This window comes from Actinokineospora auranticolor (genome assembly GCF_002934265.1).
GTDB classification, from domain to species: domain Bacteria; phylum Actinomycetota; class Actinomycetes; order Mycobacteriales; family Pseudonocardiaceae; genus Actinokineospora; species Actinokineospora auranticolor.
This window is the reverse complement of the sequence record NZ_PTIX01000018.1, coordinates 15,698-36,792: the sequence shown is the minus strand read 5'-3', so window position 1 is coordinate 36,792 and position 21,095 is coordinate 15,698. Positions and strand designations below refer to the sequence as shown.

At 72.1% G+C, this 21,095-nt stretch carries 23 protein-coding genes; 11 read left to right on the top strand and 12 right to left on the bottom strand.

Translation table 11 applies throughout. The features are described from left to right. Window positions 1-37 precede the first annotated feature (37 nt). Together CLV40_RS26590 and CLV40_RS26585 are read left to right on the top strand one after the other, a co-directional pair. On the top strand, window positions 38-703 hold the full coding sequence (locus tag CLV40_RS26590) for a potassium channel family protein (protein ID WP_104481728.1): 666 nt from the start codon (window positions 38-40) through the stop codon (window positions 701-703). Beyond that, on the top strand, window positions 703-1,359 hold the full coding sequence (locus CLV40_RS26585) for a potassium channel family protein (RefSeq protein ID WP_104481727.1): 657 nt from the start codon (window positions 703-705) through the stop codon (window positions 1,357-1,359). The genes CLV40_RS26590 and CLV40_RS26585 overlap by 1 nt, the downstream gene beginning before the upstream one ends. A 985-nt stretch (window positions 1,360-2,344) precedes the next feature. Here the strand turns inward: CLV40_RS26585 and CLV40_RS26580 are convergent. Both CLV40_RS26580 and CLV40_RS26575 read right to left on the bottom strand, forming a co-directional pair. Continuing rightward, entirely contained in the window at window positions 2,345-3,151 is an 807-nt protein-coding gene (locus CLV40_RS26580) for a DUF3159 domain-containing protein (protein ID WP_104481726.1), read from the bottom strand. A gap of 13 nt (window positions 3,152-3,164) precedes the next feature. Next, window positions 3,165-3,545, bottom strand: a complete 381-nt coding sequence (locus tag CLV40_RS26575; protein ID WP_104481725.1) for an OB-fold nucleic acid binding domain-containing protein — start codon at window positions 3,543-3,545, stop codon at window positions 3,165-3,167. 95 nt (window positions 3,546-3,640) lie between these two features. On the opposite strand from CLV40_RS26575, the gene CLV40_RS26570 reads away from it, so the two are divergent. Then, window positions 3,641-4,354: an alpha/beta fold hydrolase gene (locus CLV40_RS26570; protein ID WP_245931587.1), complete on the top strand. Its 714-nt coding sequence runs from the start codon at window positions 3,641-3,643 to the stop codon at window positions 4,352-4,354. 44 nt (window positions 4,355-4,398) lie between these two features. Here the strand turns inward: CLV40_RS26570 and CLV40_RS26565 are convergent, their stop codons facing one another. Next, window positions 4,399-5,049, bottom strand: a complete 651-nt coding sequence (locus tag CLV40_RS26565) for a DUF3710 domain-containing protein (RefSeq protein WP_104481723.1) — start codon at window positions 5,047-5,049, stop codon at window positions 4,399-4,401. Further along, on the bottom strand, window positions 5,049-5,537 hold the full coding sequence (dut, locus tag CLV40_RS26560; protein WP_104481722.1) for a dUTP diphosphatase: 489 nt from the start codon (window positions 5,535-5,537) through the stop codon (window positions 5,049-5,051). The genes CLV40_RS26565 and dut overlap by 1 nt, the downstream gene beginning before the upstream one ends. Window positions 5,538-5,561: 24 nt before the next feature. On the opposite strand from dut, the gene CLV40_RS26555 reads away from it, so the two are divergent. Further along, window positions 5,562-6,074, top strand: a complete 513-nt coding sequence (locus tag CLV40_RS26555) for a DUF3093 domain-containing protein (protein WP_104481721.1) — start codon at window positions 5,562-5,564, stop codon at window positions 6,072-6,074. A 177-nt stretch (window positions 6,075-6,251) separates the two neighbouring features. On the opposite strand, the gene CLV40_RS26550 is transcribed toward CLV40_RS26555, so the two are convergent. Next, window positions 6,252-6,560, bottom strand: a complete 309-nt coding sequence (locus CLV40_RS26550; protein WP_075973168.1) for a DUF4193 domain-containing protein — start codon at window positions 6,558-6,560, stop codon at window positions 6,252-6,254. A 487-nt stretch (window positions 6,561-7,047) separates the two neighbouring features. Here CLV40_RS26550 and cei point away from each other — a divergent pair, with 487 nt between their 5' ends. Beyond that, entirely contained in the window at window positions 7,048-7,737 is a 690-nt protein-coding gene (cei, locus tag CLV40_RS26545; protein ID WP_146108255.1) for an envelope integrity protein Cei, read from the top strand. A 332-nt stretch (window positions 7,738-8,069) separates the two neighbouring features. Here the strand turns inward: cei and CLV40_RS26540 are convergent, their stop codons facing one another. Beyond that, window positions 8,070-8,873, bottom strand: a complete 804-nt coding sequence (locus CLV40_RS26540; protein WP_181043751.1) for an inositol monophosphatase family protein — start codon at window positions 8,871-8,873, stop codon at window positions 8,070-8,072. A 91-nt stretch (window positions 8,874-8,964) separates the two neighbouring features. On the opposite strand from CLV40_RS26540, the gene ppgK reads away from it, so the two are divergent. The 4 genes from ppgK to CLV40_RS26520 all read left to right on the top strand — a co-directional run bounded on the left by ppgK (window position 8,965) and on the right by CLV40_RS26520 (window position 11,997). Continuing rightward, window positions 8,965-9,726, top strand: coding sequence for a polyphosphate--glucose phosphotransferase (gene ppgK, locus CLV40_RS26535; RefSeq protein ID WP_104481718.1), 762 nt, complete (start codon window positions 8,965-8,967; stop codon window positions 9,724-9,726). Between the two features lie 189 nt (window positions 9,727-9,915). Further along, window positions 9,916-11,226, top strand: a complete 1,311-nt coding sequence (locus CLV40_RS26530; RefSeq protein WP_104481717.1) for an RNA polymerase sigma factor — start codon at window positions 9,916-9,918, stop codon at window positions 11,224-11,226. Between the two features lie 124 nt (window positions 11,227-11,350). Then, window positions 11,351-11,662, top strand: coding sequence for a hypothetical protein (locus tag CLV40_RS26525; protein WP_104481716.1), 312 nt, complete (start codon window positions 11,351-11,353; stop codon window positions 11,660-11,662). After that, window positions 11,659-11,997, top strand: coding sequence for a type II toxin-antitoxin system PemK/MazF family toxin (locus CLV40_RS26520; protein ID WP_219824122.1), 339 nt, complete (start codon window positions 11,659-11,661; stop codon window positions 11,995-11,997). The genes CLV40_RS26525 and CLV40_RS26520 overlap by 4 nt, the downstream gene beginning before the upstream one ends. Window positions 11,998-12,051: 54 nt before the next feature. On the opposite strand, the gene CLV40_RS26515 is transcribed toward CLV40_RS26520, so the two are convergent. Then, window positions 12,052-12,477 carry a hypothetical protein gene (locus tag CLV40_RS26515; protein WP_104481715.1) on the bottom strand — a complete coding sequence of 142 codons (426 nt, stop codon included), beginning with the start codon at window positions 12,475-12,477 and terminating at the stop codon, window positions 12,052-12,054. 440 nt (window positions 12,478-12,917) lie between these two features. Between CLV40_RS26515 and CLV40_RS26510 the strand changes: the two genes are divergently transcribed. Beyond that, window positions 12,918-13,106 (top strand): DUF7455 domain-containing protein, encoded by a 189-nt coding sequence (locus CLV40_RS26510; protein ID WP_104481714.1) that lies wholly within the window; start codon window positions 12,918-12,920, stop codon window positions 13,104-13,106. A gap of 52 nt (window positions 13,107-13,158) precedes the next feature. Here CLV40_RS26510 and CLV40_RS26505 read toward each other — a convergent pair whose 3' ends face one another. The 5 genes from CLV40_RS26505 to CLV40_RS26485 all read right to left on the bottom strand — a co-directional run bounded on the left by CLV40_RS26505 (window position 13,159) and on the right by CLV40_RS26485 (window position 19,649). After that, window positions 13,159-14,316, bottom strand: coding sequence for an ROK family protein (locus CLV40_RS26505; RefSeq protein WP_104481713.1), 1,158 nt, complete (start codon window positions 14,314-14,316; stop codon window positions 13,159-13,161). Window positions 14,317-14,354: 38 nt separating this feature from the next. Beyond that, complete coding sequence (locus CLV40_RS26500; RefSeq protein WP_104481813.1) at window positions 14,355-15,701, bottom strand: sugar ABC transporter permease; 1,347 nt, start codon at window positions 15,699-15,701, stop codon at window positions 14,355-14,357. Between the two features lie 50 nt (window positions 15,702-15,751). Next, a complete protein-coding gene (locus tag CLV40_RS26495) occupies window positions 15,752-16,498 on the bottom strand; it encodes an ATP-binding cassette domain-containing protein (protein WP_104481712.1) in 747 nt (248 codons plus the stop codon). Further along, entirely contained in the window at window positions 16,495-17,598 is a 1,104-nt protein-coding gene (locus CLV40_RS26490; RefSeq protein WP_104481711.1) for a sugar ABC transporter substrate-binding protein, read from the bottom strand. Before CLV40_RS26490 ends, CLV40_RS26495 begins: the two co-directional genes overlap by 4 nt. Before the next feature lie 314 nt (window positions 17,599-17,912). Continuing rightward, complete coding sequence (locus CLV40_RS26485) at window positions 17,913-19,649, bottom strand: DEAD/DEAH box helicase (protein ID WP_104481710.1); 1,737 nt, start codon at window positions 19,647-19,649, stop codon at window positions 17,913-17,915. Between the two features lie 241 nt (window positions 19,650-19,890). On the opposite strand from CLV40_RS26485, the gene CLV40_RS26480 reads away from it, so the two are divergent. Further along, window positions 19,891-20,961, top strand: coding sequence for a YihY/virulence factor BrkB family protein (locus tag CLV40_RS26480; RefSeq protein ID WP_245931586.1), 1,071 nt, complete (start codon window positions 19,891-19,893; stop codon window positions 20,959-20,961). The last annotated feature ends 134 nt before the right edge of the window (window positions 20,962-21,095 follow it).

The window sequence follows — 21,095 nt, the reverse complement described above, 5'->3', positions numbered from 1 at the left end:
TGGCCCGATCTCGCGTACCGGAACGAGGAGGCTGGTCGTGCACGTTGTGATCATGGGCTGCGGCCGCGTCGGGGCCTCGATGGCCGCGGCGCTGGAGCGGCTCGACCACACCGTGGCCGTCATCGACAAGGACGCGCAGGCCTTCCGCAGGCTGGGCTCGGACTTCCACGGCCAGCAGGTGGTGGGCACCGGGTTCGACCGGCAGGTGCTGGTCGAGGCGGGGATCGAGCGCGCGGGCGCGTTCGCGGCGGTGTCCAGCGGGGACAACTCGAACATCATCTCGGCGCGGGTCGCGCGGGAGACGTTCGCCGTGGAGCACGTCGTCGCCCGCATCTACGACCCGAAGCGGGCCGAGGTCTACGAGCGGCTGGGCATCCCGACGGTGGCGACCGTGCCGTGGACGACCGACCGGCTGCTGCGGACGCTGCTGCCCGACGGCGTGTCGTCGGCGTGGCGCGACCCCACGGGCAAGGTCGCCGTGCTCCAGGTGCCGGTGCACGAGGAGTGGGTCGGGCGCACGGTCAAGGAGTTCCAGGGCGCCACGGGCTGCCGGGTCGCGTTCATCATGCGGTTCGGCACCGGTGTGCTGCCCACGGCCAAGACCGTGATCCAGGCCGACGACCAGGTCTACGTGGCGGCCCTGTCCGGGACGCTCAGCGATGTCACAGCGGCGGCCGTGCAGGCGCCGGAGGAGGGGCACTGATGCGCGTCGCCATCGCCGGAGCGGGCGCGGTGGGCCGCTCCATCGCCGCCGAGCTGGTCGCGGGTGAGCACCAGGTGATGCTCATCGAGCGGGAGGCCGGGCAGTTCGAGCCGCACACCGTCGAGCAGGCCGAGTGGGTGCTGGCCGACGCGTGCGAGCTGGCGTCGCTGGAGGACGCGGGCCTGCAGCTGTGCGACTGCGTCATCGCCGCCACCGGCGACGACAAGGTCAACCTGGTGGTCTCCCTGCTGGCCAAGACGGTCTTCGCGGTCCGCCGCGTGGTCGCCCGGGTCAACGACCCCGCCAACGAGTGGCTGTTCACCGGCGCGTGGGGCGTGGACGTGGCGGTCTCGACCCCGCGCGTGCTGGCGGCGATGGTCGAGGAGGCGGTGAGCGTCGGTGGGCTGGTGCAGCTGCTGACCCTGCGCCAGGGCCAGGCGAACCTGGTGGAGATGACCCTGCCGGACGACACGCCGTGGGCGGGCCGCCCGGTGCGGGAGGTCCGGCTGCCGCGCGACGCGGCCCTGGTGACCATCCTGCGCGGCGGGCGGGTGATCGTGCCCCAGCCGGACGACTCGCTGGAGGGGGGCGACGAGCTGCTGTTCGTGGCGTCGGCGGACGTGGAGGGCGAGATCCGCAAGGCGCTCGGGCACTAGCCGCCTTGTGGGTCTTGCCGTGATCGGCGACCTCGGATCTGTCCACCTGCGCCGAGGTCGTACACGGCCCCGCAGACCACCCGTCCCCTCACGCCCCGCACCCGCCTGACCGAGCCGCCTGTTCCCGCGCCCGGGCCAAGGCACGCCGCTCCGGCAGCCCACCCGCCCCCCACTCCCCCATACCCCGCCAGGCCGCACCCGCCTGACCGAACCGCCCATTTCCCACACCCCGGCCAAGGCACCCCGCCCCGGCAGCCCACCCGCCCCCTCACTTCCTTCCGCCCCGCCAAGCCGCACCCGCCGCCCCTCGACGTGTGCCAACCCATCCACCCACTCAAGGCGCCGCGCTCCTGCTCACTGCTCGGTGGGGTGGATTGCCTTTGTGTGGGGGGACGGACCTGCCAAGCTTCCCGGCAGGTGGGTGGGCTTGCCCCTCCCACCGCTCTTCCCCACCGCAGGTTCGTAGGGGCCCCGCACAAAGGCAATTCACCTCACCGAGCATCGCTCGGTTCTCGCGTTGGAGCCCGGGAGAACGGGACCACGCTGGGTCGGGCCGGTGCCCGTGGTGGGAGCCGTGGCGCCCCGGCCGCCGGAGGCCGCCGATGCGGGTTGATGCGGTCTAGCCCTACGCGAATATGGGGTCGGCCTCGATCGGGCGGATCCGCTTTGCGCGGGGCCCCTACGAACCTGCGGTGGGGCGAGAAGCCGGGTGGGATGGGCAAGCCCACCCGACCCGCGGGGAGCTTGGCAGGTCCGTCCCCCCACACAAAGCAAATCCGCCCGATCGAGGAGTTGGTGGGGGCGCGTTGCGTTGGGGGCGGCGCGGGATCAAGCGGCGGTCACGGGCGGGCTGAGGAGAGCAAGAGCGACGCGCGGGTACAGGGCTGAGACCACGCAGCGGTCACAGATGGGCTGAGGAGAGCAAGAGCAACAAGGCTCCCGCGAACCCTGGGTTCACGGGAGCCTTGTCCGTTGTTCGGTGGACCTACCGCCGGGACTCGCTGGTGGCGTCCTCGGTCGTGGTGTCCTCCGCCGCGACGTCCTCGCCGGAGTACTTGGCCCGGAGGGCGGCCTCCACGGCCTCGTCGGAGGCGGCCCCGGTCTCCTCCTGCTCCCGCTGGCGGCGCTGGGCCTTGCGGACCGCCCACACGGTCACCAGGAGCGCGAGCGCGAACAGCGGGTAGCCCATCGCCAGGCGGGCGAAGGCGAGCCAGCCGGTCAGGTCCTCGTCGTAGAGCCACTTCTGCACGATGAACCGCGCCGCGAAGATGACCACGAACGAGAGCGTGGCCAGGTCGTAGGCCAGCCGCGACGGCTTGTCCTGGCGCCAGCCCTGGCCGTGGCCGTTGAGCGCCGACCAGATGACCCCGACCAGCGGCCACCGCAGCAGGATCGACAGGGCGAACACGCCGCCGTAGACCAGGCTGGTCCAGATGCCGAAGAGGAAGAACCCCTTGGCCGACCCGGTCTGGTAGGCGATGAACGCGGCGATGGCCACCCCGAAGAAGCCCGAGATGGCAGGCTGCAGCGGCTCCTTGCGCACGACCCGGATCACGGTGATGGCCACCGCGCTGCCGATCGCGCTCCAGATGCCGACCTGCAGCTTCCAGATCGCGTTCGTCAGCACGAACACCAGCACCGGCACCGACGAGTAGACCAGGCCGCTGACGCCGCCCATCTGCTCCAGCAGCGTCGGCTCCGGCTTGTCGTCGGGTTCCTTGCCGTCGGGTTGACCGGGGGCTGGCTTGCGCTCGTCGGGGTCGCCCGACTCGTGGACCTCAGCGGCCGTCATGGCACCGGTTTCGTCAAGGAGCCGTCTGCTGCAGCTCGTAGTACGGGTTGTAGAGCACCTTGCGCCCGTCCCGGACCGCGATCCGGCCCTGGGCCTTGACGGTCCGGCCAGGCTCGATACCCGGGATGCGACGACGCCCGAGCCACACTAGTGTCACGCCCTCGGTCCCGTCGAACAACTCCGCTTCCAGGGTGGCGGCCGCGTCGCGGGGGCACAGCTCGACGGTCCGTAACCGGCCGAAGACGGTCACCTCCTCGCCGGAGCGGCAGTCGCAGGCCCGGCGCGCGCCCTGCGCCTCGGCGTGCGTGGACAGGTCGTCCGCGTCGAGCTGGTCCACATCAGTGGTCAGCCGTTTGACGAGACGGTGCCAATAACCGTCCCCCTTGGTGCCCATAGCGCAGCGTCTCCTTCGTGGGGGCGGGCCCCGACACCCAGCCCATTCGCAGCCAGGGTAACCGCGCCGGGTGGGAGCTGGACAAGGATCAGGTCGTGAGTGTGACCCACCCGGCTGCATCCCTTGCCACGGCCGTGATCCTGCCCGGTACGGGCTCCGATGAGGTATTCGTGCGGAACGTGTTCTCCGGTCCGCTTCGCGCGGCTGGTCTGGAGCTGCTCGCACCCGCCCCCGAACCGGGGAAACGCCTGGTGGAGGGCTATGTGGCCGCCCTCGACGAGGCGTGCGGGAACGGGCCGGTGGTGGTCGGCGGGGTGTCGCTGGGGGCGCACGTCGCGGCGTTGTGGGCGGCGCGGCACCCGGACCGGTGTTCGGGCCTGCTCCTGGCGCTGCCCGCGTGGACCGGGGAACCCGGCGCGGCGCCCGCCTCGGTGCTCGCGCGGGCCAGCGCGGCGGACGTGCGCGCTCGGGGCGTGGCGGCCGTCGTGGCGGACGTCCCGGGCTGGTTGGGGGACGAACTGCGCCGGTCGTGGCGGCGGTACGGGGACGCGCTGGCCGACTCGCTGGACGCGGGGGCCGCCGCACCGGGGCCATCCGCGCAAGAACTGAGCGGGATTCAGGTTCCCGTCGGGATCGGCTGCTGCGTGGACGACCCGGTGCACCCGGACGAGGTCGCGCGGCAGTGGGTGGACGCGGTCCCGCTCGGGTGCCTGCGCACGACCCGGCTGGCGGTGATGGCGGTCGACCCGGAGGCGCTGGGCCGGGCCGCCGTGGGGGCGTTCCTGACCGCGACCGCGCGCCGCGGCTGACATCGGGCGAGCAGCCGCCTGCCGCTCGCCCGATGACGCCCGTGCTACTGCTGCTGCTGCTCCGCGTTCTGGGCCGCGATGTGCTCCGCGATGGCCCGCGGCAGGTCGATCTGCAACGGGGTGCGCACCGGCATCGGCGAGTCGCCGCGGACCACGACCGTGCCGCGGATCATGTCCCGCAGCGCCGCCGTGGCCGGGTCCACCAGCTCCGGGCGGGTCGCGACCACGCCGCGCAGCATCCACCGGGGGCCGTCCACGCCGATGAACCGCAGCGTGGCCTCGCCCAGTGTGGCGCCCAACTCCTGGCCCCAGTCGCCCGCGTGGCTGCGGACCGACGCGCCGTCGCCGCGCAGCTGCTCGGCCAGCTCGCCGCAGACCTCCCGCCACAGGCCGCCCGAGCGGGGCGCGGCGTAGGCGTTGAGGGTGATCTGGCCGACCGGGGTCAGCACGTGCACGGCGCGGACCGGGCCTGCCGGGTCCATCTCGACCTGCAACTGGGCGCCGTCGGGCACGGGGACCCGGATGGAGCCCAGGTCGAGGCGCGGTTGCTCGTCGTCGGGCTCGTCTTCCTCGTCGTAGGGGCCGTCGGGGGCCTCCACGGGTACCGGGAAGCCCTCGTCGGCATCGGCGTCCGCGGGTACCGAGGTCGGCTCCTCGTCCTCGTCACGGTTGCGTCTGCGCCCGAACAGTGCCACTAGTCCTCCGTCTCGCGTCCCGACCCCGCCGCCCCGGCGAGCAGCGCGTGCCCACCGGTCGACCCGTACCCGCCGGTGCCGCGCCGGGACGTCCCCAGCTCGGTCACCTCGCGGAACACCGCGTGCTCGACCCGCTGGACCACCAGCTGCGCGATCCGGTCGCCCCGGCGCAGGCTGATCGGTTCCCTCGGGTCGTGGTTGATCAGACACACCATGATCTCGCCCCGGTAGCCCGAGTCGATGGTGCCCGGCGTGTTCACCACGCTCAGCCCCGAGCGCGCGGCCAGGCCGGAGCGCGGGTGCACGAACCCGGCGAACCCCTCCGGCAGCGCGACCGCCACACCGGTGCCGACCACTACCCGCTCGCCGGGGGCGATGACCACGTCGGTCGTCGTCACCAGGTCCGCGCCTGCGTCGCCGGGGCGGGCGTAGGCGGGTAGGGGGACACCCGGGTCCAATCGGGTGAGCAGGACCTCCACGCTGGGCACGAGCCGCGAGACTACCCTGGGGCCGTGAGCGACACCTCAGGCGCGGGCGGTCCGGCCCCAGGCGAGTACCGCGAGCGGCTCCACCTCACCTGGTACCTGTGGCCGCTGCCGCTGCTGGCCGCCGGGCTGCTGGCCGCGGAGATCCACATGGGCTACCCCGGGGTGCGGGCCTGGCTGCCGTACGCGGTGATCATCCCGCTGGCCCTGCTGCTGCTCTGGCGCGCCGGGCGCACCCGGGTGCGGGTGGCCGACGGCGAGCTGTGGGTCGGCGACGCGCACCTGCCGCTGCGGCACGCGGGCACCATCGCGGTGCACGACGAGAGGAACAAGCGCCGCGTGCTCGGGCCGCACCTGGACCCGGCCGCGTTCCTGGTGCACCGCAGCTGGGTGCGGCCGCTCGTGCGGGTCGAGGTGACCGACCCGGAGGACCCGACGCCGTACTGGGTGTTCAGCACGAGGCACCCCGAGCGGCTCGTCGCCGCGCTGCGCGAGCAGCAGCCGGTGGCCGCCCCCGCCGACCGGTCGGACGGCGACTGACGGTCCGGGGCGCCGCGGGCGGGGCACGGCTGTCGCCCCGCTCGGCCCGCTCCCGTCATCCCGTCGCCCGCTATCCCGTTCTCGGGCACCGGTACCCGGGTACAGCAACAGCCGGGTGCCCGCCCCCGGGCAGCCCGGCTGTCCCCAGCCCGCGCGGCGCCTTTGCCGCGCCGCGCGTCACGCGCAGTCGCGGCAGACGAACACTCCCCCGTTGTCCTCGGCCAGCCTGCTGCGGTGGTGCACCAGGAAGCACTTGGAACAGGTGAACTCGTCGGCTTGCTTGGGCACGACGCGGACGGTCAGGTCCTCGCCGGAGAGCGCCGAGAGGTCGGCGCCGGGGAGCTCGAAGCTCTCGGCGGTGTCGGTCTCGTCGACGTCGACCACCCCGGACTGGTTCTCGTTGCGCCGGGCCTTGAGCTCCTCTAGGGAGTCCTCGGCCAGGTCGTCGGCCTCGCTGCGCCGTGGTGCGTCGTAGTCGGTCGCCATCTGTCTCACCCCTGCGGTCCTTCAGGATGTGGGTCGTGCCGCTGGACAACGTTCCAGCGCCCCGGTTTGTGCCCGCCAATCGAGTGACGGAGGTCTCGCAGGCCGCGTCAGGTTTCACCGACCCCGGAAATCGCTTCCGAATCGATTCCGGATGCCGTCTTCGGCGACTGGAGCGGGCAGAGGGTAGCCCATGCCGGCCCCGGCCGCGCACAGCGTCACCCGGCTGGGGGTGTCTGCCCTGTCCGGCGGCCCGCCCCGGCGTGTCGCGGTGACCGGTGGAACTGCCCGGTCGGCGGAACCCGGTTGCCCCTTCGGAGGCGTTCCGGTCCCCTTCGCGAACACGGCGTGGTTCACCCGATGGGGCAAGTACTGCGGGCCGCGCTGAAACGAATAGGCTGAGCAGCGACGACAGACGGGTCGGGGTTATCACCCCCACTCGGCGTCCACGGGGGTGGACCGAGACAAGGTCCGTAGGGAGGGTCCGCGCGTGTCAGCAGGGATTCAGAGGGCCCAGCGGTACCGCAGGCGGCGCCCGCTGCCCGCGGTCGTGCTCATGGCGGTGCTGGCCGTGGTCACCGGTGTGGTGTGGCTGCGGGTCATCCAGAGCGACTCGACGGGCGCGGACAACCTCGCCTGCCCCGCCGCGCAGCCGCAGGCCCCGGTGGACGGCAAGCCCGCGCCGCTGCCGCCGGGCCAAGTGCAGCCCGCCGACGCGCTGGACCGCACCCCGCTCGCCCCGGCGGGCGAGGGCCTGGTGCGGGTGCTGAACGCGGGTGGGCAGCGCGGGCTGGCGGGTTCGGTCACCGAGACCCTGCGCGATCTGGGTTTCACCCAGATCAGTGACGCGACCACCGACTCCCTCTACCCGGGCGGCACCCTCGCCTGCCGCGCCCAGATCCGCTTCGGGCAGGGCGGCATGAGCGTGGCGCGGACGTTGAGCGTGCTGGAGCCGTGCGCGGAGTTCGTCAAGGACGAGCGCAAGGACGCCACCGTCGACCTGGCCATCGGCAAGGACTTCGACCACCTGCAGCCCACCCCGGAGGCCCGCCGGGTGCTGGAGCGGCTGACCGAGTGGGCGCAGAGCAACCCGGGTGGCGGCGGCCTGCAAACCGACGGCGTGGCCCCCCAGATCGACGAGTCGCTGATCAAGGCCGCGCGCGCCACCCGCTGCTCCTGACGCTGTCCCCGCACGCCGACCCGGCTTGGTCGATCCGTTCCCGCGCACCGACCTGGTCTGGTCGATCCGATCCCCGCACCGGTCCGACCGCTAGTCGATCTTGACTGGCGGCGCACCGGGTCCGCGGTCCCCATGCCCCGGAGTTGTCCACAGGACGACCTCGACGGCTTCCGCCCCGCCCACCGGCCCCGATAGCGTCACAAATAGGGGTTCCCCTATGGCGGGGGACCCCTCGCGGGCGCTGGGGCCGAAACGCGCTGAGGTGGCCGTCCCGGCGCTGGACACGGACTTGGTCAGGCGGCGGCTCAGCGGGTGGGCAGTGGGCGCGGCGGTCAGGAGTCGAAGGCGCCCATGCCGCTCTCCACCAAGGCCGCGCGCAGTGGTTCGGCCACCGACGGGGCGCTGGCGAACACCGCGTCCGCGCCCAGCTCCGGGGCCTCGCCCGGCAGCCGCACGTCCGCGCCCGCCTCGGCGGCGATCAGCGCCCCCGCCGCCCAGTCCCAGCGGGACAGGCCGCGCTCGCAGTAGGCGTCGACCCAGCCCGCCGCGACCGCGCACAGGTCCAGGGCCGCCGAGCCGTTGCGGCGGATGTCGCGGACGCGGCCGAGCAGCGCCGCGACCACGGCGGCCTGGTGCCTGCGGCGCTCGACCGCGTACCCGAACCCCGTGGCCAGCAGCGTCAGCTCCAGGCTCGCGGGCGCCGACACCCGCAGCCGCTCCCCGCCCAGCCACGCACCGTGCCCCGCGGCGGCGCTCCACACGCGTCCCGAAGCGGGTTCGACCACCGCACCGGCGATCGACACGCCGTCCACCTGGGCGGCCACCGACACCGCGTACCAGGGGTAGCCGTACAGGTAGTTGACCGTCCCGTCGATCGGGTCGACGACCCACGTGACGCCCGCGCCCACGCGGCCGCCCGCCTCCTCACCGAGCACCGCGTCGCCGGGGCGCAGTTGCCGGAGTCTGTCCCGGATCAGGGCCTCGGCCGCGGTGTCCGCGGCGGTGACCACGTCGGTCGCGGTGGACTTGGTGGTGATCTCCCGGATCGCGTTTCCCCGGGTCGCCCTGGCCAGCTCGCCCGCCTCGGTGGCGACGGTCACGGCGATCTCGGCGAGGTTCTGCTCTGTGGTCCCCACCTGGCTATCGGACCACAGGGTCGAGCCCGCGGCCCGTGCGGGCTAGGGTCAGCCGGTGACGCTGCTGAATCGAGTAGGAGAGGACCCGGGGATGGGCGCGACCCGCGGCTTCGGCGTGGACATCGGCGGTTCGGGGATCAAGGGGTGCGAGGTCGACCTCGTCGCGGGCGCGCTGGCCGGGGAGCGGGCCCGGATCCCGACGCCGACGCCGTCGACCCCGGACGCGGTGGCCGACGTGGTCGCCGACATCGTCGAGCGGTTCGGCTGGACCGGTCCGGTCGGCGTCACCCTGCCCGCCGTGGTGAAGCGGGGCGTCGCGCACTCGGCGGCCAACATCGACAAGGCCTGGATCGGCACCGACGCGGCCGCGCTGTTCACCAAGCGCCTCGGCCGCCAGGACGGCGAGGTCGTGGTGCTCAACGACGCCGACGCCGCCGGGATCGCCGAGGTCCGCTACGGCAGGCCGGACGACAAGGACGGCGTGGTGGTGCTGCTGACCTTCGGCACCGGCATCGGCAGCGCCCTGTTCGTCGACGGCGTGCTCGTGCCCAACACCGAGTTCGGACACCTGGAGATCGACGGGCACGACGCGGAGTCCCGCGCGGCGGCGTCGGTCAAGGAGGTCAAGGACCTGTCCTGGGACGAGTGGGCCAAGCGGGTGACCCGCTACATCCGGGGCCTGGAGAGCGTGGTCTGGCCCGACCTGATCGTCGCGGGCGGCGGCGTCAGCAAGAAGGCGGACAAGTGGCTGCCGCTGCTCGACGTGCGCACCCGGGTGGTCGCCGCCGAGCTGCGCAACGACGCCGGGATCGTGGGCGCGGCGGTCGCCGCGGCGCAGGTCAGCGGCGGGTGAGCCGGGGCGCGCGGCGCGCCGGGTAGACTTTCCGACCTTGGCGCCGCCCGCCGCGGCGCGATCCGTCGCTACAATGGAACGCAAGCCCGCGGCGGTACAGCCTCAGGGCACTCCCCCGAACTCCGGCAACGGCCTGGTCAACGCATTGTTTCCGGCCGTGCCGTGTTGGACTGTTGTGAAAGGGCGTACGTGGCAGCCGCACGAACCGCAACCCGACGCTCGACGGCGTCGGCCAGCGCCGCCAAGACGACCAAGAGCGCCGAGGACGAAGAAGTGACGGGCACCAAGGCGACAGCCAAGAAGGCCGCCCCGCGGGCGCCGAAGAAGGCCGCCCCGGCCAAGGGCGCGGGCCCGAAGAAGGCGGGCCCCGGCGAGGGTCCCGATGGCGAGGAGCCCGAGGACCTGGAGAACCCCGACCTGTCCGACCTCGAGGAGGTCGAGGTCGAGCCGGTCGAGGAGCCCGTCGAGGAGCCCGAGGAGAAGGAGCCCAAGGAGTCCTCCTCCAAGGAGGGCGACTTCGTCTGGGACGAGGAGGAGTCGGAGGCGCTGCGGCAGGCCCGCAAGGACGCCGAGCTCACCGCCTCGGCCGACTCGGTGCGCGCCTACCTCAAGCAGATCGGCAAGGTCGCGCTGCTCAACGCGGAGGAGGAGGTCGAGCTCGCCAAGCGGATCGAGGCGGGCCTCTACGCCGCGGAGCGGGTGCGCAAGTCCGAGGAGGAGAGCGAGAAGCTGCAGCCGCAGATGCGCCGCGACCTCCGGTGGATCGTGCGTGACGGCGAGCGCGCCAAGAACCACCTGCTGGAGGCGAACCTGCGCCTCGTCGTGTCGCTGGCCAAGCGCTACACCGGCCGCGGCATGGCGTTCCTGGACCTGATCCAGGAGGGCAACCTGGGTCTGATCCGCGCGGTGGAGAAGTTCGACTACACCAAGGGCTACAAGTTCTCCACGTACGCCACCTGGTGGATCCGCCAGGCGATCACCCGCGCGATGGCCGACCAGGCCCGCACCATCCGCATCCCGGTGCACATGGTCGAGGTCATCAACAAGCTCGGTCGCATCCAACGCGAGCTGCTCCAGGACCTCGGCCGCGAGCCGACGCCGGAGGAGCTGGCCAAGGAGATGGACATCACCCCGGAGAAGGTGCTGGAGATCCAGCAGTACGCCCGGGAGCCCATCTCGCTCGACCAGACCATCGGCGACGAGGGCGACAGCCAGCTCGGCGACTTCATCGAGGACTCCGAGGCCGTCGTCGCGGTGGACGCGGTGTCGTTCACGCTGCTGCAGGACCAGCTCCAGTCGGTCCTCGCGACCCTCTCCGAGCGCGAGGCGGGCGTGGTCCGCCTGCGCTTCGGCCTCACCGACGGCCAGCCGCGCACCCTCGACGAGATCGGTCAGGTCTACGGGGTCACCCGCGAGCGCATCCGCCAGATCGAGTCGAAGACGATGTCGAAGCTGCGCCACCCGTCGCGCTCCCAGGTGCTGCGCGACTACCTGGAATAAGCCAACACACACGGCCACGAAGGGCTGTCCACTCGGACGAGTGGACAGCCCGTCGTGCGTGTCAGGGCCTCGACACCCACAAGTCGGCACTGGGTGCCCCGGTTGATGTGACAAAATGTGTAACATGGCTGCCGCCACCAGACGTGAGAACATTCCCGTCTCGCCCGAAGAGCAGGGACTGTTGACGGCGTTGCTGGAAAACGGCAACGTCCTGCGAGATGCCCTGATCGCCCTGACCGGCGAGGTCGGTACCTCGCGAGCCCAGGTGGCGCACGCGGTCCTGGCCATCGGCATGGAGACCCTGCGGGAGAAGGCCCGGGAGATCGGCTACGCGGAATTGGCCCAGAGCCGTTCCGCGGCGGAAGCCACCGCGCAGCGGGCCGAAGTCACGTCGCGACGGAATCGCGCCGCGGCGAGGTGGGCGGCTGACGCGTGAGCAGTGGATCAGCGGGCACGATTGTTCGCGGTCGGGTCTACGGCGCCGACTTGGGCGGAAACCCGGGCGAGAAGTACTACCTGGCGGTGTCGAACAACCAGCGCAACGGGGCTCTTGAGTCCTTCTTGGCCATCCGGCTCACCACCGCCCCCAAGCCGAGGCTCGACAGCATCGTGGACTTGGACCACCGGAACGGCCCGTGGACCGGCAGTGCGCTGGCGGACGACGTCGTCGAGGTCTACCGCGACGAGGTGACCCGCGACCTGGGCGCGTTGCCACCGGCGACGATGAACCGCGTCAATGACGCCCTGAAGGTCGCGCTCGGCCTGCTGTAGGGAGGGCCGAGCCGGCGCAGAGCGCGGCGTGGCGTCCAGCGGGCACCTGGTGCGTCAGGGGGTGTCGGCGGCTTCGGCGGGGCGGTCGAAGTCGCGGATGAGGGTGGCGCCCGCGGCGAAGGCGGCGCCGAGTTCGGCCGCGGCGACGGGGCTGAAGCCCTCCTCATCGATGCCCGCGCCCGAGTCGGCGCGGATCTCGACGAAGCCGGGTTCGCTGATCCCGGTCGCGTCCGCCCAGCGGATCGCCTGGACCACGACCAGCCGGTCGCCGAGGGTGGTGACCTCGGCGAGGGTCACCACGCAGGTGTGGCCGCTGTTCATCGGGTCGGAGAGGTCGTGCGCGCGCCGGGTGGCGTACTCGCAGCCGGGCAGGCAGGGCGGCGGGGCGGCGGGCACGAGTCGCAGCGTCCCACGCCCGGCGGTGGCCTCGCCACCACCGGACACCATCGAGAGCCCCGGACGGGAGTCGTCCGGCTTCACCGGGCGACGCCGCGGCGGAAGTCGGGAGTGGGCATTGCCGGGCACCTCACCGGTGGGGAAGACGGTCGAGCACAGCCTAGATGCGGGTCGCCCCCGTGACTACCCGCGGTAGCCGCGACCACCCGCCCGAATCGGGTTACCCGGTTTGCCTACGGCCCGGCGAGCGTTCGCCGATGGTGAACAACGTAGGCGGACATCGGGTGGCCAACCCGGCGATACGCCCGGTAGAACCCCAGCTAGCACCACGAATCGGCGCGAAGCTCTGGGCCAACCGGGTTAATCATCGCCAGTGTCCCCGCGCATCGGGCGCGGGAACACTGCCGGAGGCCCGAGCGTCTGTAAGAGTAGGTAGTGCGAACACGGCGGAGCGTTTCCCTCCGTGACCGCAGCCGACAAGGGCACCGGGCGTAACCCGGTGCCGGGACGGAGGGAGAACTCCCATGACGACGACGACGCTCACCCGCCCCGAGCTGACCGCTGCCGACCGGTGCGACCGGTGCGGTGCGGCTGCTCAGGTCCGCGCCGTACTTCCCTCCGGAGGCGAGCTGCTCTTCTGCGGCCACCACGCCCGCGCCCACGAGGAGCGCCTGCGTGCGATGTCCGCGGAACTGCAGAAGGGCGAAAAGTAGCCACTACACCCACAGCGGGCGGGATCCCTCGGGATCCCGCCCGCTGTGCTTTTCAGACGGTGTCGAGGACCGGTTCGAAGGCGAGTTCGGCGGCACCGAGGAGCTTGGCGTCGGCGCCCAGGGTGGAGACCCGGAGATCGGTGCCGCCGAGGGCCCGGCTGACCAGGCTGCGCTCGGCGACGGCCGCGGCGACCTCCGCGACGACCGACCGGGGCAGCGCGGTGAACAGGTCGCCCAGCACGACCAATTCGGGTGCGAACACGTTGACCACGGTCACCAGGCCCGCCGCCAGCCAGCCGGTGAACTCGGCGAGCCGGGCCGGGGCCGCCGGGAGCCGGAGTTCGGCGACGACGGCGCCCCGGGGTGAGTGCGCGGGCAGGTCGAGTGCGCGGCGCAGGGCCTGCTCCCCGACCTCCGTCTCCCAGCAGCCCCGGCTGCCGCAGTAGCAGGCGGCGCCCGCCGGGTTGACCACCATGTGCCCCAGTTCCCCCACGTACCCCGCGGTGCCGCGCAGCGCGGAGCCGCCGGAGATGACGCCGCCGCCGACGCCGATGTCGGCCGAGAGGTAGACCGCGTCCCGGGCGCCCCGGGCGGCGCCGCGCAGGTGTTCGGCCAGGGCGGCGAGCTCGGCGTCGTTGCCGACCCGCGCGGGCGCGCCGAGCGCGGTGGTCAGCCGGTGCCCGAGCGGGACGTCGGTCCAGCCCAGGTTCGGCGCCTCGTGCACGTACCCGTCGAGCCGCCGGACGACGCCCGGCACGGACACCCCGGCGGACACCACGCGGGAGCCGAGTTCCTCGGTCAGCACCCTGGTCGACTCGACGACCCGGGTGACGACCTCGGTGGGCTCGCCCGCGCGACCGCGCAGGTTCCAGCCGTCGCGGCCCAGCACCTGCCCGCCGAGGCCGACCAGCGCCGTGGACACCCGGTCGACCCGGATGTCGACGGCCAGCACGACGGCGGCCAGCGGCTGGGGCAGCACGAGCAGCGACGGCCGCCCGGCACCGGTGCGCACCATCGGGACGCGTTCCTGCACGATCCCCGACGCCGCGAGGCCGTCGACCAGCGCCTTGATCGTGCTGCGGTTGAGGCCGAGCTCACCCGCGAGCGCGGCGCGGGTGCAGGGGCCGTCGACGTGCAGCCTGCGCAGCAGGGCCGTGCGGTTGTGGCGGCGCGCCTCGTCCGGCCGGGTACCGGCGGTCGTCCCGGTCACTGCCTCATCGCTCCCAGCGCCCTCCGCGGGCAGGTGCCCTAGCCGCGGGCCGCCCGGCGCCGGGAGAGCGCGTCGACCGTGGCGGCGAGCAGCAGGACGAGTCCGGTGACGATGTTGACCATCGCCGCGGGCTGTTTGAGCAGACCGAGCCCGTTCTCCACGACGGCGAGCACCAGACCGCCGACCACCGCGTGCGAGACCCGACCCCGGCCGCCGAACAGCGACGTGCCGCCGATGACGGCCGCGCCGACGGCGAACAGGAGCGTATTGAGCCCGCCCGCCTGCGGGTCGACCGACCCCACCTTCGACGAGTACACGACGGCGCCGACGGCCGCGGTGGCCGAGGCGACCACGAACACGCTGGCCCGGATCCGACCGACCGGGATGCCCGCGCGCCGCGCGGCCTCGGCGTTGCCGCCGACGGCGTGCACGTGCCTGCCGTAGCGGGTGCGGTTGAGCACGTAGGTGCCCGCGACGAGCAGGACCAGCACGATCGGGACGACGTAGGGGACCCCGCGGATGTCGGCGTAGTCGTTGGTGGCGCGGTCGAGGGTGAGGGCGGAGGTGGCGGGTACGGCGACGGCGGCCACGGCGACCACTTTGGCGACGACCACCGGGGTCGGCGCGGTCACCAGTCCTCTGTGGAGTCTCAGCAGGTGTTCGCCGCCGACCGCCGCGGCGTAGCCGAGCACGACGACCGCGCACAGCCCCCAGCTCGCGGCGACGCCCAGGTTCCCGTTGGCCACGGCGAAGAGCGTCGGCTGGGTGTCGATGCCGAACACCCCGCCCTCGCCGATGAACCGCAGGATCACGCCCTGCCAGGTGATGAACAGCGCCAGCGTCACCACGAACGACGGCATGCCGATCCGGGAGACCAGGAAGCCGGTGATGACCCCGATGGCCGCGCCGACGCACACCGCGAGCAGCATCTCCAGCCACGGGTTCGGCGGCGCGCCGACGAGCGCGATCCCGGCGCCGACCAGCGCGAGCACCGCGCCCGCCCAGATCCGGGTCAGCAGGGCGAGCAGCGCGGCGGCGACGAGGCCGCCGACGAAGACCGCGAACACGGTCGTGCCCATGCCGCCGAGGAGGTTGCCCGCGCGGACGTAGTGCATGGCCATGACGGCCGCGCAGACGCCGGACGCGGTGCCCGCGGACAGGTCGATCTCGCCGAGCAGCAGCACGAACACCAGGCCCATCGCGATGATCATCTTGCCGGTGCCCTGGGCGAGCAGGTTGGCGAGGTTGTCCAGGGTCAGGAAGCCGTCGGAGAGCAGCCAGAAGACCGCGACGAGCACGACCAGGCCGAGGATCGCGGGCAGCGCGCCGAGGTCGCCGCCGCGCAGCCGGGCCAGGTAGTCGCGCATGGCGTCCTGAGTGGACATCGCGGTGGTGTCGACGCCGAAGTCGGTGATCACCCCCGGGTCGGTCCTGGTCACGGCCGCTCCCCCGTCCGGCCCGCGGTGATGAGGTCGACGACCTGGGCGTGGGTGACGTCGGCGATCGGCACCTGGGCGACCATGCGGCCGAGGTAGAGGGCGGCGACGCGGTCGGCGACGGAGAACACGTCGGCCAGGTTGTGGCTGATCAGGACCACGCCGAGGCCCTGCCCGGCGAGGCGGCGGACCAGGTCGAGCACCTGGCGGGTCTGCGCGACGCCGAGCGCCGCGGTGGGTTCGTCGAGCAGCACGACGCGGCTGCGCCACAGCACGGACTTGGCGATGGCGACGGTCTGGCGCTGCCCGCCGGAGAGCTGGGCGACGGGGGTGCGGACCGAGCGGACGGTGCGGACCGACAGGGAGGCGAGGGTTTCCCTGGCCGCTTCCTCCATGGCGGCCTCGTCGAGGAGCCAGCCGCTGCCGCGTTCGCGGCCGAGGAACATGTTCTGCACGATGTCGAGGTTGTCGGCCAGCGCGAGGTCCTGGTAGACGACCTCGATGCCGAGCCGGGCCGCGGCGCGCGGGTCGGGGATGGCGACAGGTTCGCCGTCGAAGCGGATCGTGCCGGAGTCGACGGCGTGGATGCCCGCCAGGCACTTGACCAAAGTGGACTTCCCGGCGCCGTTGTCCCCCACCAGCGCGGTCACTTCCCCGGCGCGGACGGCGAAGTCGACGTCGTGGAGCACGCGAACCGGGCCGAAGCTCTTGGACGCCTTCTCGAGTTCGAGCAGCACGGCACTCACCGGATGCCGAGTTGGGCGCAGGTGGCAGCGAGGTCGCCACCGCAGATGTCGGCCGCCTTGACATAACCTTGTTCGACGACCGCCTTGACGTTGTCCTTTGTGGTCAGTTGAGGCTCCAGGAGCACGGATTTGACCTGTCGCTTGCCCTTGGGGTCGTCGCTGGTGTCGGTGGCGACCTTGTCGGCGGCCACGGTGTCGCCCTTGGCGAGGGCGGCGGCGAGCTTGGCGGCGGATTCGGCTTCCTCGCGGATGGGTTTGAAGACGGTCATGTACTGGTCGCCGCGCAGGACGGCCATGAGCCCGTCGGCGGTGGCGTCCTGGCCGGTGACGGGGACCTTGCCGTTGAGGCCGTTCTTGCGCAGGACGGTGATGACGGCGCCCGCGAGCCCGTCGTTGGCGGCGACGACACCGTCGACCTTGCCGCCGTTGCCGGTGAGGATCTGCTCGAAGGTCAGGCCGCCGCGCTGGTTGTCCCAGCCGTCGATGGGTTGGGAGCGCACGAGTTTGAGCGCGCCGGAGGTGTAGAGAGGTCCGAGGACGTTCTGCTGCCCGTCGTGGAACAGCGTGGCGTTGTTGTCGGTCGGCGCGCCCTCGATCTCGATGACCTGCGCCCCGACCTTCCCCTTGAGCGCGTCGACGAGCCCTTTCCCTTGCAGCTCACCTACTTTGACGTTGTCGAAGGAGACGTAGTAGTCGGACCCGCCCCCGAGGTTGAGCCGGTCGTAGTCGATCGTCGGGATCCCCCGCGCCCGCGCCTTGTCCGCGACCGATCCCCCCACCTCGCTGTTGATCGCCGCGATGACCAGCACCTGCACCCCCTGACTGATCATCCCGTCGGCCAACGTACTGAACTTCTGCACATCCCCCTGCGCGTTCTGGATGTCGGCGTCCAACCCCACCGCCGCCATGGCCGCCCGCAACATCGGCTTGTCGAACGACTCCCAGCGCGCGGAGGTGGCGGTCTCGGGCAAGATGACCCCGACCTTGATCCCCCCACCGGATCCCGTTGTCCCACCTGGGTTCTCCGGCTCCGCCGCCTGGTTGGCCCCACAGGCGGAGAGTGTCAGAGCGGTGACGAGCAGAAGTCCCTTGGCACGCATGGCGTCCCTCCCGGAGGAGAATGTTGGGAGTCACAACATATGCCCGCCGACCACCCCTCCGGAACGGAGGTGGCTCGATCAAGACCCGAACGGCGGCCAAGCCCGGTCACCGTGCGTGCCCTCATCCCGCCCGATCGCAAAATGCTCCCCAGCGCCCGCGAGGGGTCCTCCGCAAAAGGGAACCCCTATTTTGATTCTATCGGGGAGCGCTGGGGCGTTAACAGCATTCGCAGCAGGGCTGTGGACAACTCCAATGCATGTGGACAAGCGCCCAAGGCGCGGAAAACGGCGAGATCAACAAGCTCGCGCGGACGCTACCAAGAGCGCAAAGTGGCGATTCGCTCTTCCAGTTGTTCCACCGTGGCCAACGCGGTCGGTGGGCCGCCGCAAGCTCGGCGGAGTTCGCCGTGGATCATGCCGTGGGGTTTTCCGGTGCGGTGGTGGGCCATTCCGACCAGGCCGTTGAGTTCCTTGCGGAGCGACGCGAGCCGTTCCTGGACGGACTGGGACTGGACCGGTCGGGGCCCTTCCGGCTTCTTCTCCGCCGCCCGCCGGGACCTGTCCTCCAACTGCTGGTCCTGCCGCTGCTTCAACAGCGCCCGCACCTGGTCCGGCTCCAGCAACCCCGGCAACCCCAGGTATTCCTCTTCCTCCGCCGTCCCCGCGAACGCCGCCGTGCCGAACGACGACCCGTCGAAGATGACCTGGTCCAGTTCGGCGGAGGCGCCGAGGGAGGTGAAGGCCTTTTCCTCTTCGCCCAGTTCGTCTTTGGTGCGGTTGGCGTCGGCGAGCAGGTCGTCGTCCCAACCCTCTTTCTCCCGGTGCGGTTTCCCCAGGACGTGGTCGCGTTCGGCTTCCAGTTGGCTGGCCAGGTCGAGCAGCACCGGAACCGACGGCAGGAACACGCTCGCCGTTTCCCCCTGCTGCCGGACGCGCACATACCGACCGATCGCCTGCGCGAAGAACAGCGGTGTCGACGCACTGGTGGCGTACACGCCCACCGCCAAACGGGGGACGTCCACGCCCTCGCTCACCATGCGGACAGCGACCAACCACCGCGACTGGGAGTCCGCGAACTCCTGGATGCGGCCCGACGCCTTGGGGTCGTCCGACAGCACGAGGGTCGGCGCCTCGCCCGTCGCGACCTCCAGCAGCTTCGCGTACGCCTTGGCCGACTCGTGGTCCGAGGCGATGACCAGGCCGCCCGCGTCCGGCACGTGCTGGCGCACCTGGGTGAGCCGGGTGTTCGCCGCCCCCAGCACCGACGGGATCCACTCCCCCGTCGGGTCCAGCGCCGTCCGCCACGCGCGGGCGGTCTGCTCGGCCGTCAGCGGTTCGCCGAGGCGGGCGGTGAACTCCTCGCCCGCGCTCGTGCGCCAGCTCGCCTCGCCCGAGTACGCCAGGAAGATCACCGGGCGGACCACGCCGTCGCGCAGGGCGTCGGAGTAGCCGTAGGTGTGGTCGGCGCGGCTGCGCTGGAAGCCCGCGCCGTCCGGTTCGTACTGCACGAACGGGATGGGCGAATCGTCGCTGCGGAACGGGGTGCCGGTCAGCGCCAGGCGGCGGGTAGCCGGGGTGAACGCCTCGCGGACCGCGTCGCCCCAGCTCTTGGCGTCGCCGCCGTGGTGGATCTCGTCGAGGATGACCAGGGTCTTGCGCTGCTCCGTGCGCACGCGGTGCAGGCTCGGGTGCGCGGCGACCTGCGCGTAGGTGACCGCGACGCCGCGGAAGTCGCGGGAGGTGGCGCCCATCGAGTTGGTGAAGTTCGGGTCGATGGGGATGCCCGCCATGGTCGCCGACGCGGCCCACTGGTGCTTGAGGTGCTCGGTGGGCGCGACGATCGTCAGCGACTCCACCGTGCGGTCGGCCAGCAGCTCCGCCGCCACGCGCAGGCCGAACACCGTCTTGCCCGCGCCGGGCGTGGCGACCGCGAGGAAGTCCTTCGGCCGCTTGGCCAGGTACTTGGTCAGCGCGCGGCGCTGCCAGTCCCGCAGCGGTCTCGCCGCCGGGGCTCGCTCCTGGGAGTCCGGTTCCACCTCGGCCCGGGTCACGGGATGCCCCAGCTCCTCTCCACCCTGCGGACACCAACGCGGCCGGTCACCGGCCGCAAACACACCGATGCCCCCAGCGGCTCCCGCCGGGCGAGCAGTGCGCGGCGGTCTGGACCCGGTGGAGGGCGTCCGTGAGAATACCGGCCGCCGGGGCATGATCGCCGCCAGACCACGACACGCCGCCGCCCGGCACACCCGCGATCAAGCCGATCGGGGCGGCATGGACCATGCTTGGGGGCGTATGACCGAGCAGCCCGGACCCCAGCACGGCCGCGACGGCGCGCCCGACGGGCCCCGGCCGCGGCCCCGGGGTCGCGCGCCGTCGCGGCTGCTCAAGCGCACCCTGGCCAAGGCCTGGGAGGGCAACCTGTTCTCCGAGGCCGCGGAGGCCGCGTTCTGGCAGGTGCTGTCGCTGCCGCCGCTGCTGCTCGGCCTGCTCGGCAGCCTCGGCTTCGTGGCGGAGTGGTTCGGCCCGGACGTGATCAAGGCCGTGCAGGCCGACATCCTCGACCTGTCCCGCAAGGCGTTCAGCGAGAACGTCGTGACGCAGATCATCCAGCCGACGGTGTCCGACATACTCACGGTCGGTCGTGGTGAGATCGTGTCGGTCGGCTTCCTCATCTCGCTGTGGGCGGGGTCGTCGGCGATGTCCTCGTTCGTCGACGCGATCACCGTCGCACACGGACAATACGGGGTCCGGCACGAGGTGTGGCAGCGGATCTTCGCGCTGCTGCTGTACATGGTCAGCCTGGTGCTGCTGATCGTCGGGCTGCCGGTGCTGGCGCTGGGCCCGGACCTGCTGCCGAACCTGTTCCCCGCGTCGTGGCGGCCGATCGTGATCACCTGGGTGGACATCACCTACTACCCGGCGATCGCGCTGCTGATCGCGCTGGCCCTGGCCACGCTGTACAAGGTGGCGCTGCCGCGCAAGCTGCCGTGGCACCGCGGCCTGCCGGGCGCGGTGCTGGCCATGGTGGTGTTCGTGCTCTCCAGCATCGGCCTGCGGCTCTACATCGGCTGGATCACCACCACCGGCTACACCTACGGCGCGCTGGCCACCCCGATCGCGTTCCTGCTGTTCGCGTTCTTCATCGGGCTCGCGGTGGTGATCGGCGCCTACTTCAACGCCGCCATCCAGGAGATGTGGCCCGCGCGGATGACCAAGCGGCAGCGGCGGCGCTGGCAGCGGCTGGAGATGGAGCGCGCGGCCGAGCGGATCAACTCCGGGGATGACCCGCGCGCACCCGGCGAGACCCCCGCGCTGCCGGTTGCGCGACCGGGTGATCACCCGGCGTCGCCGTCCCAGGGCTGAAACCCGCTCGCGGTCATCCTTTCGTATGAGACCGGTTCGGTCTCCGGACGGAGTCGGCCCACACTGGCGCTGTGCCAGGCTTTTCCCGCCACCGGATGGAGGGCGTGCGGAAACGCCCGGGGGCCACCGGTGAG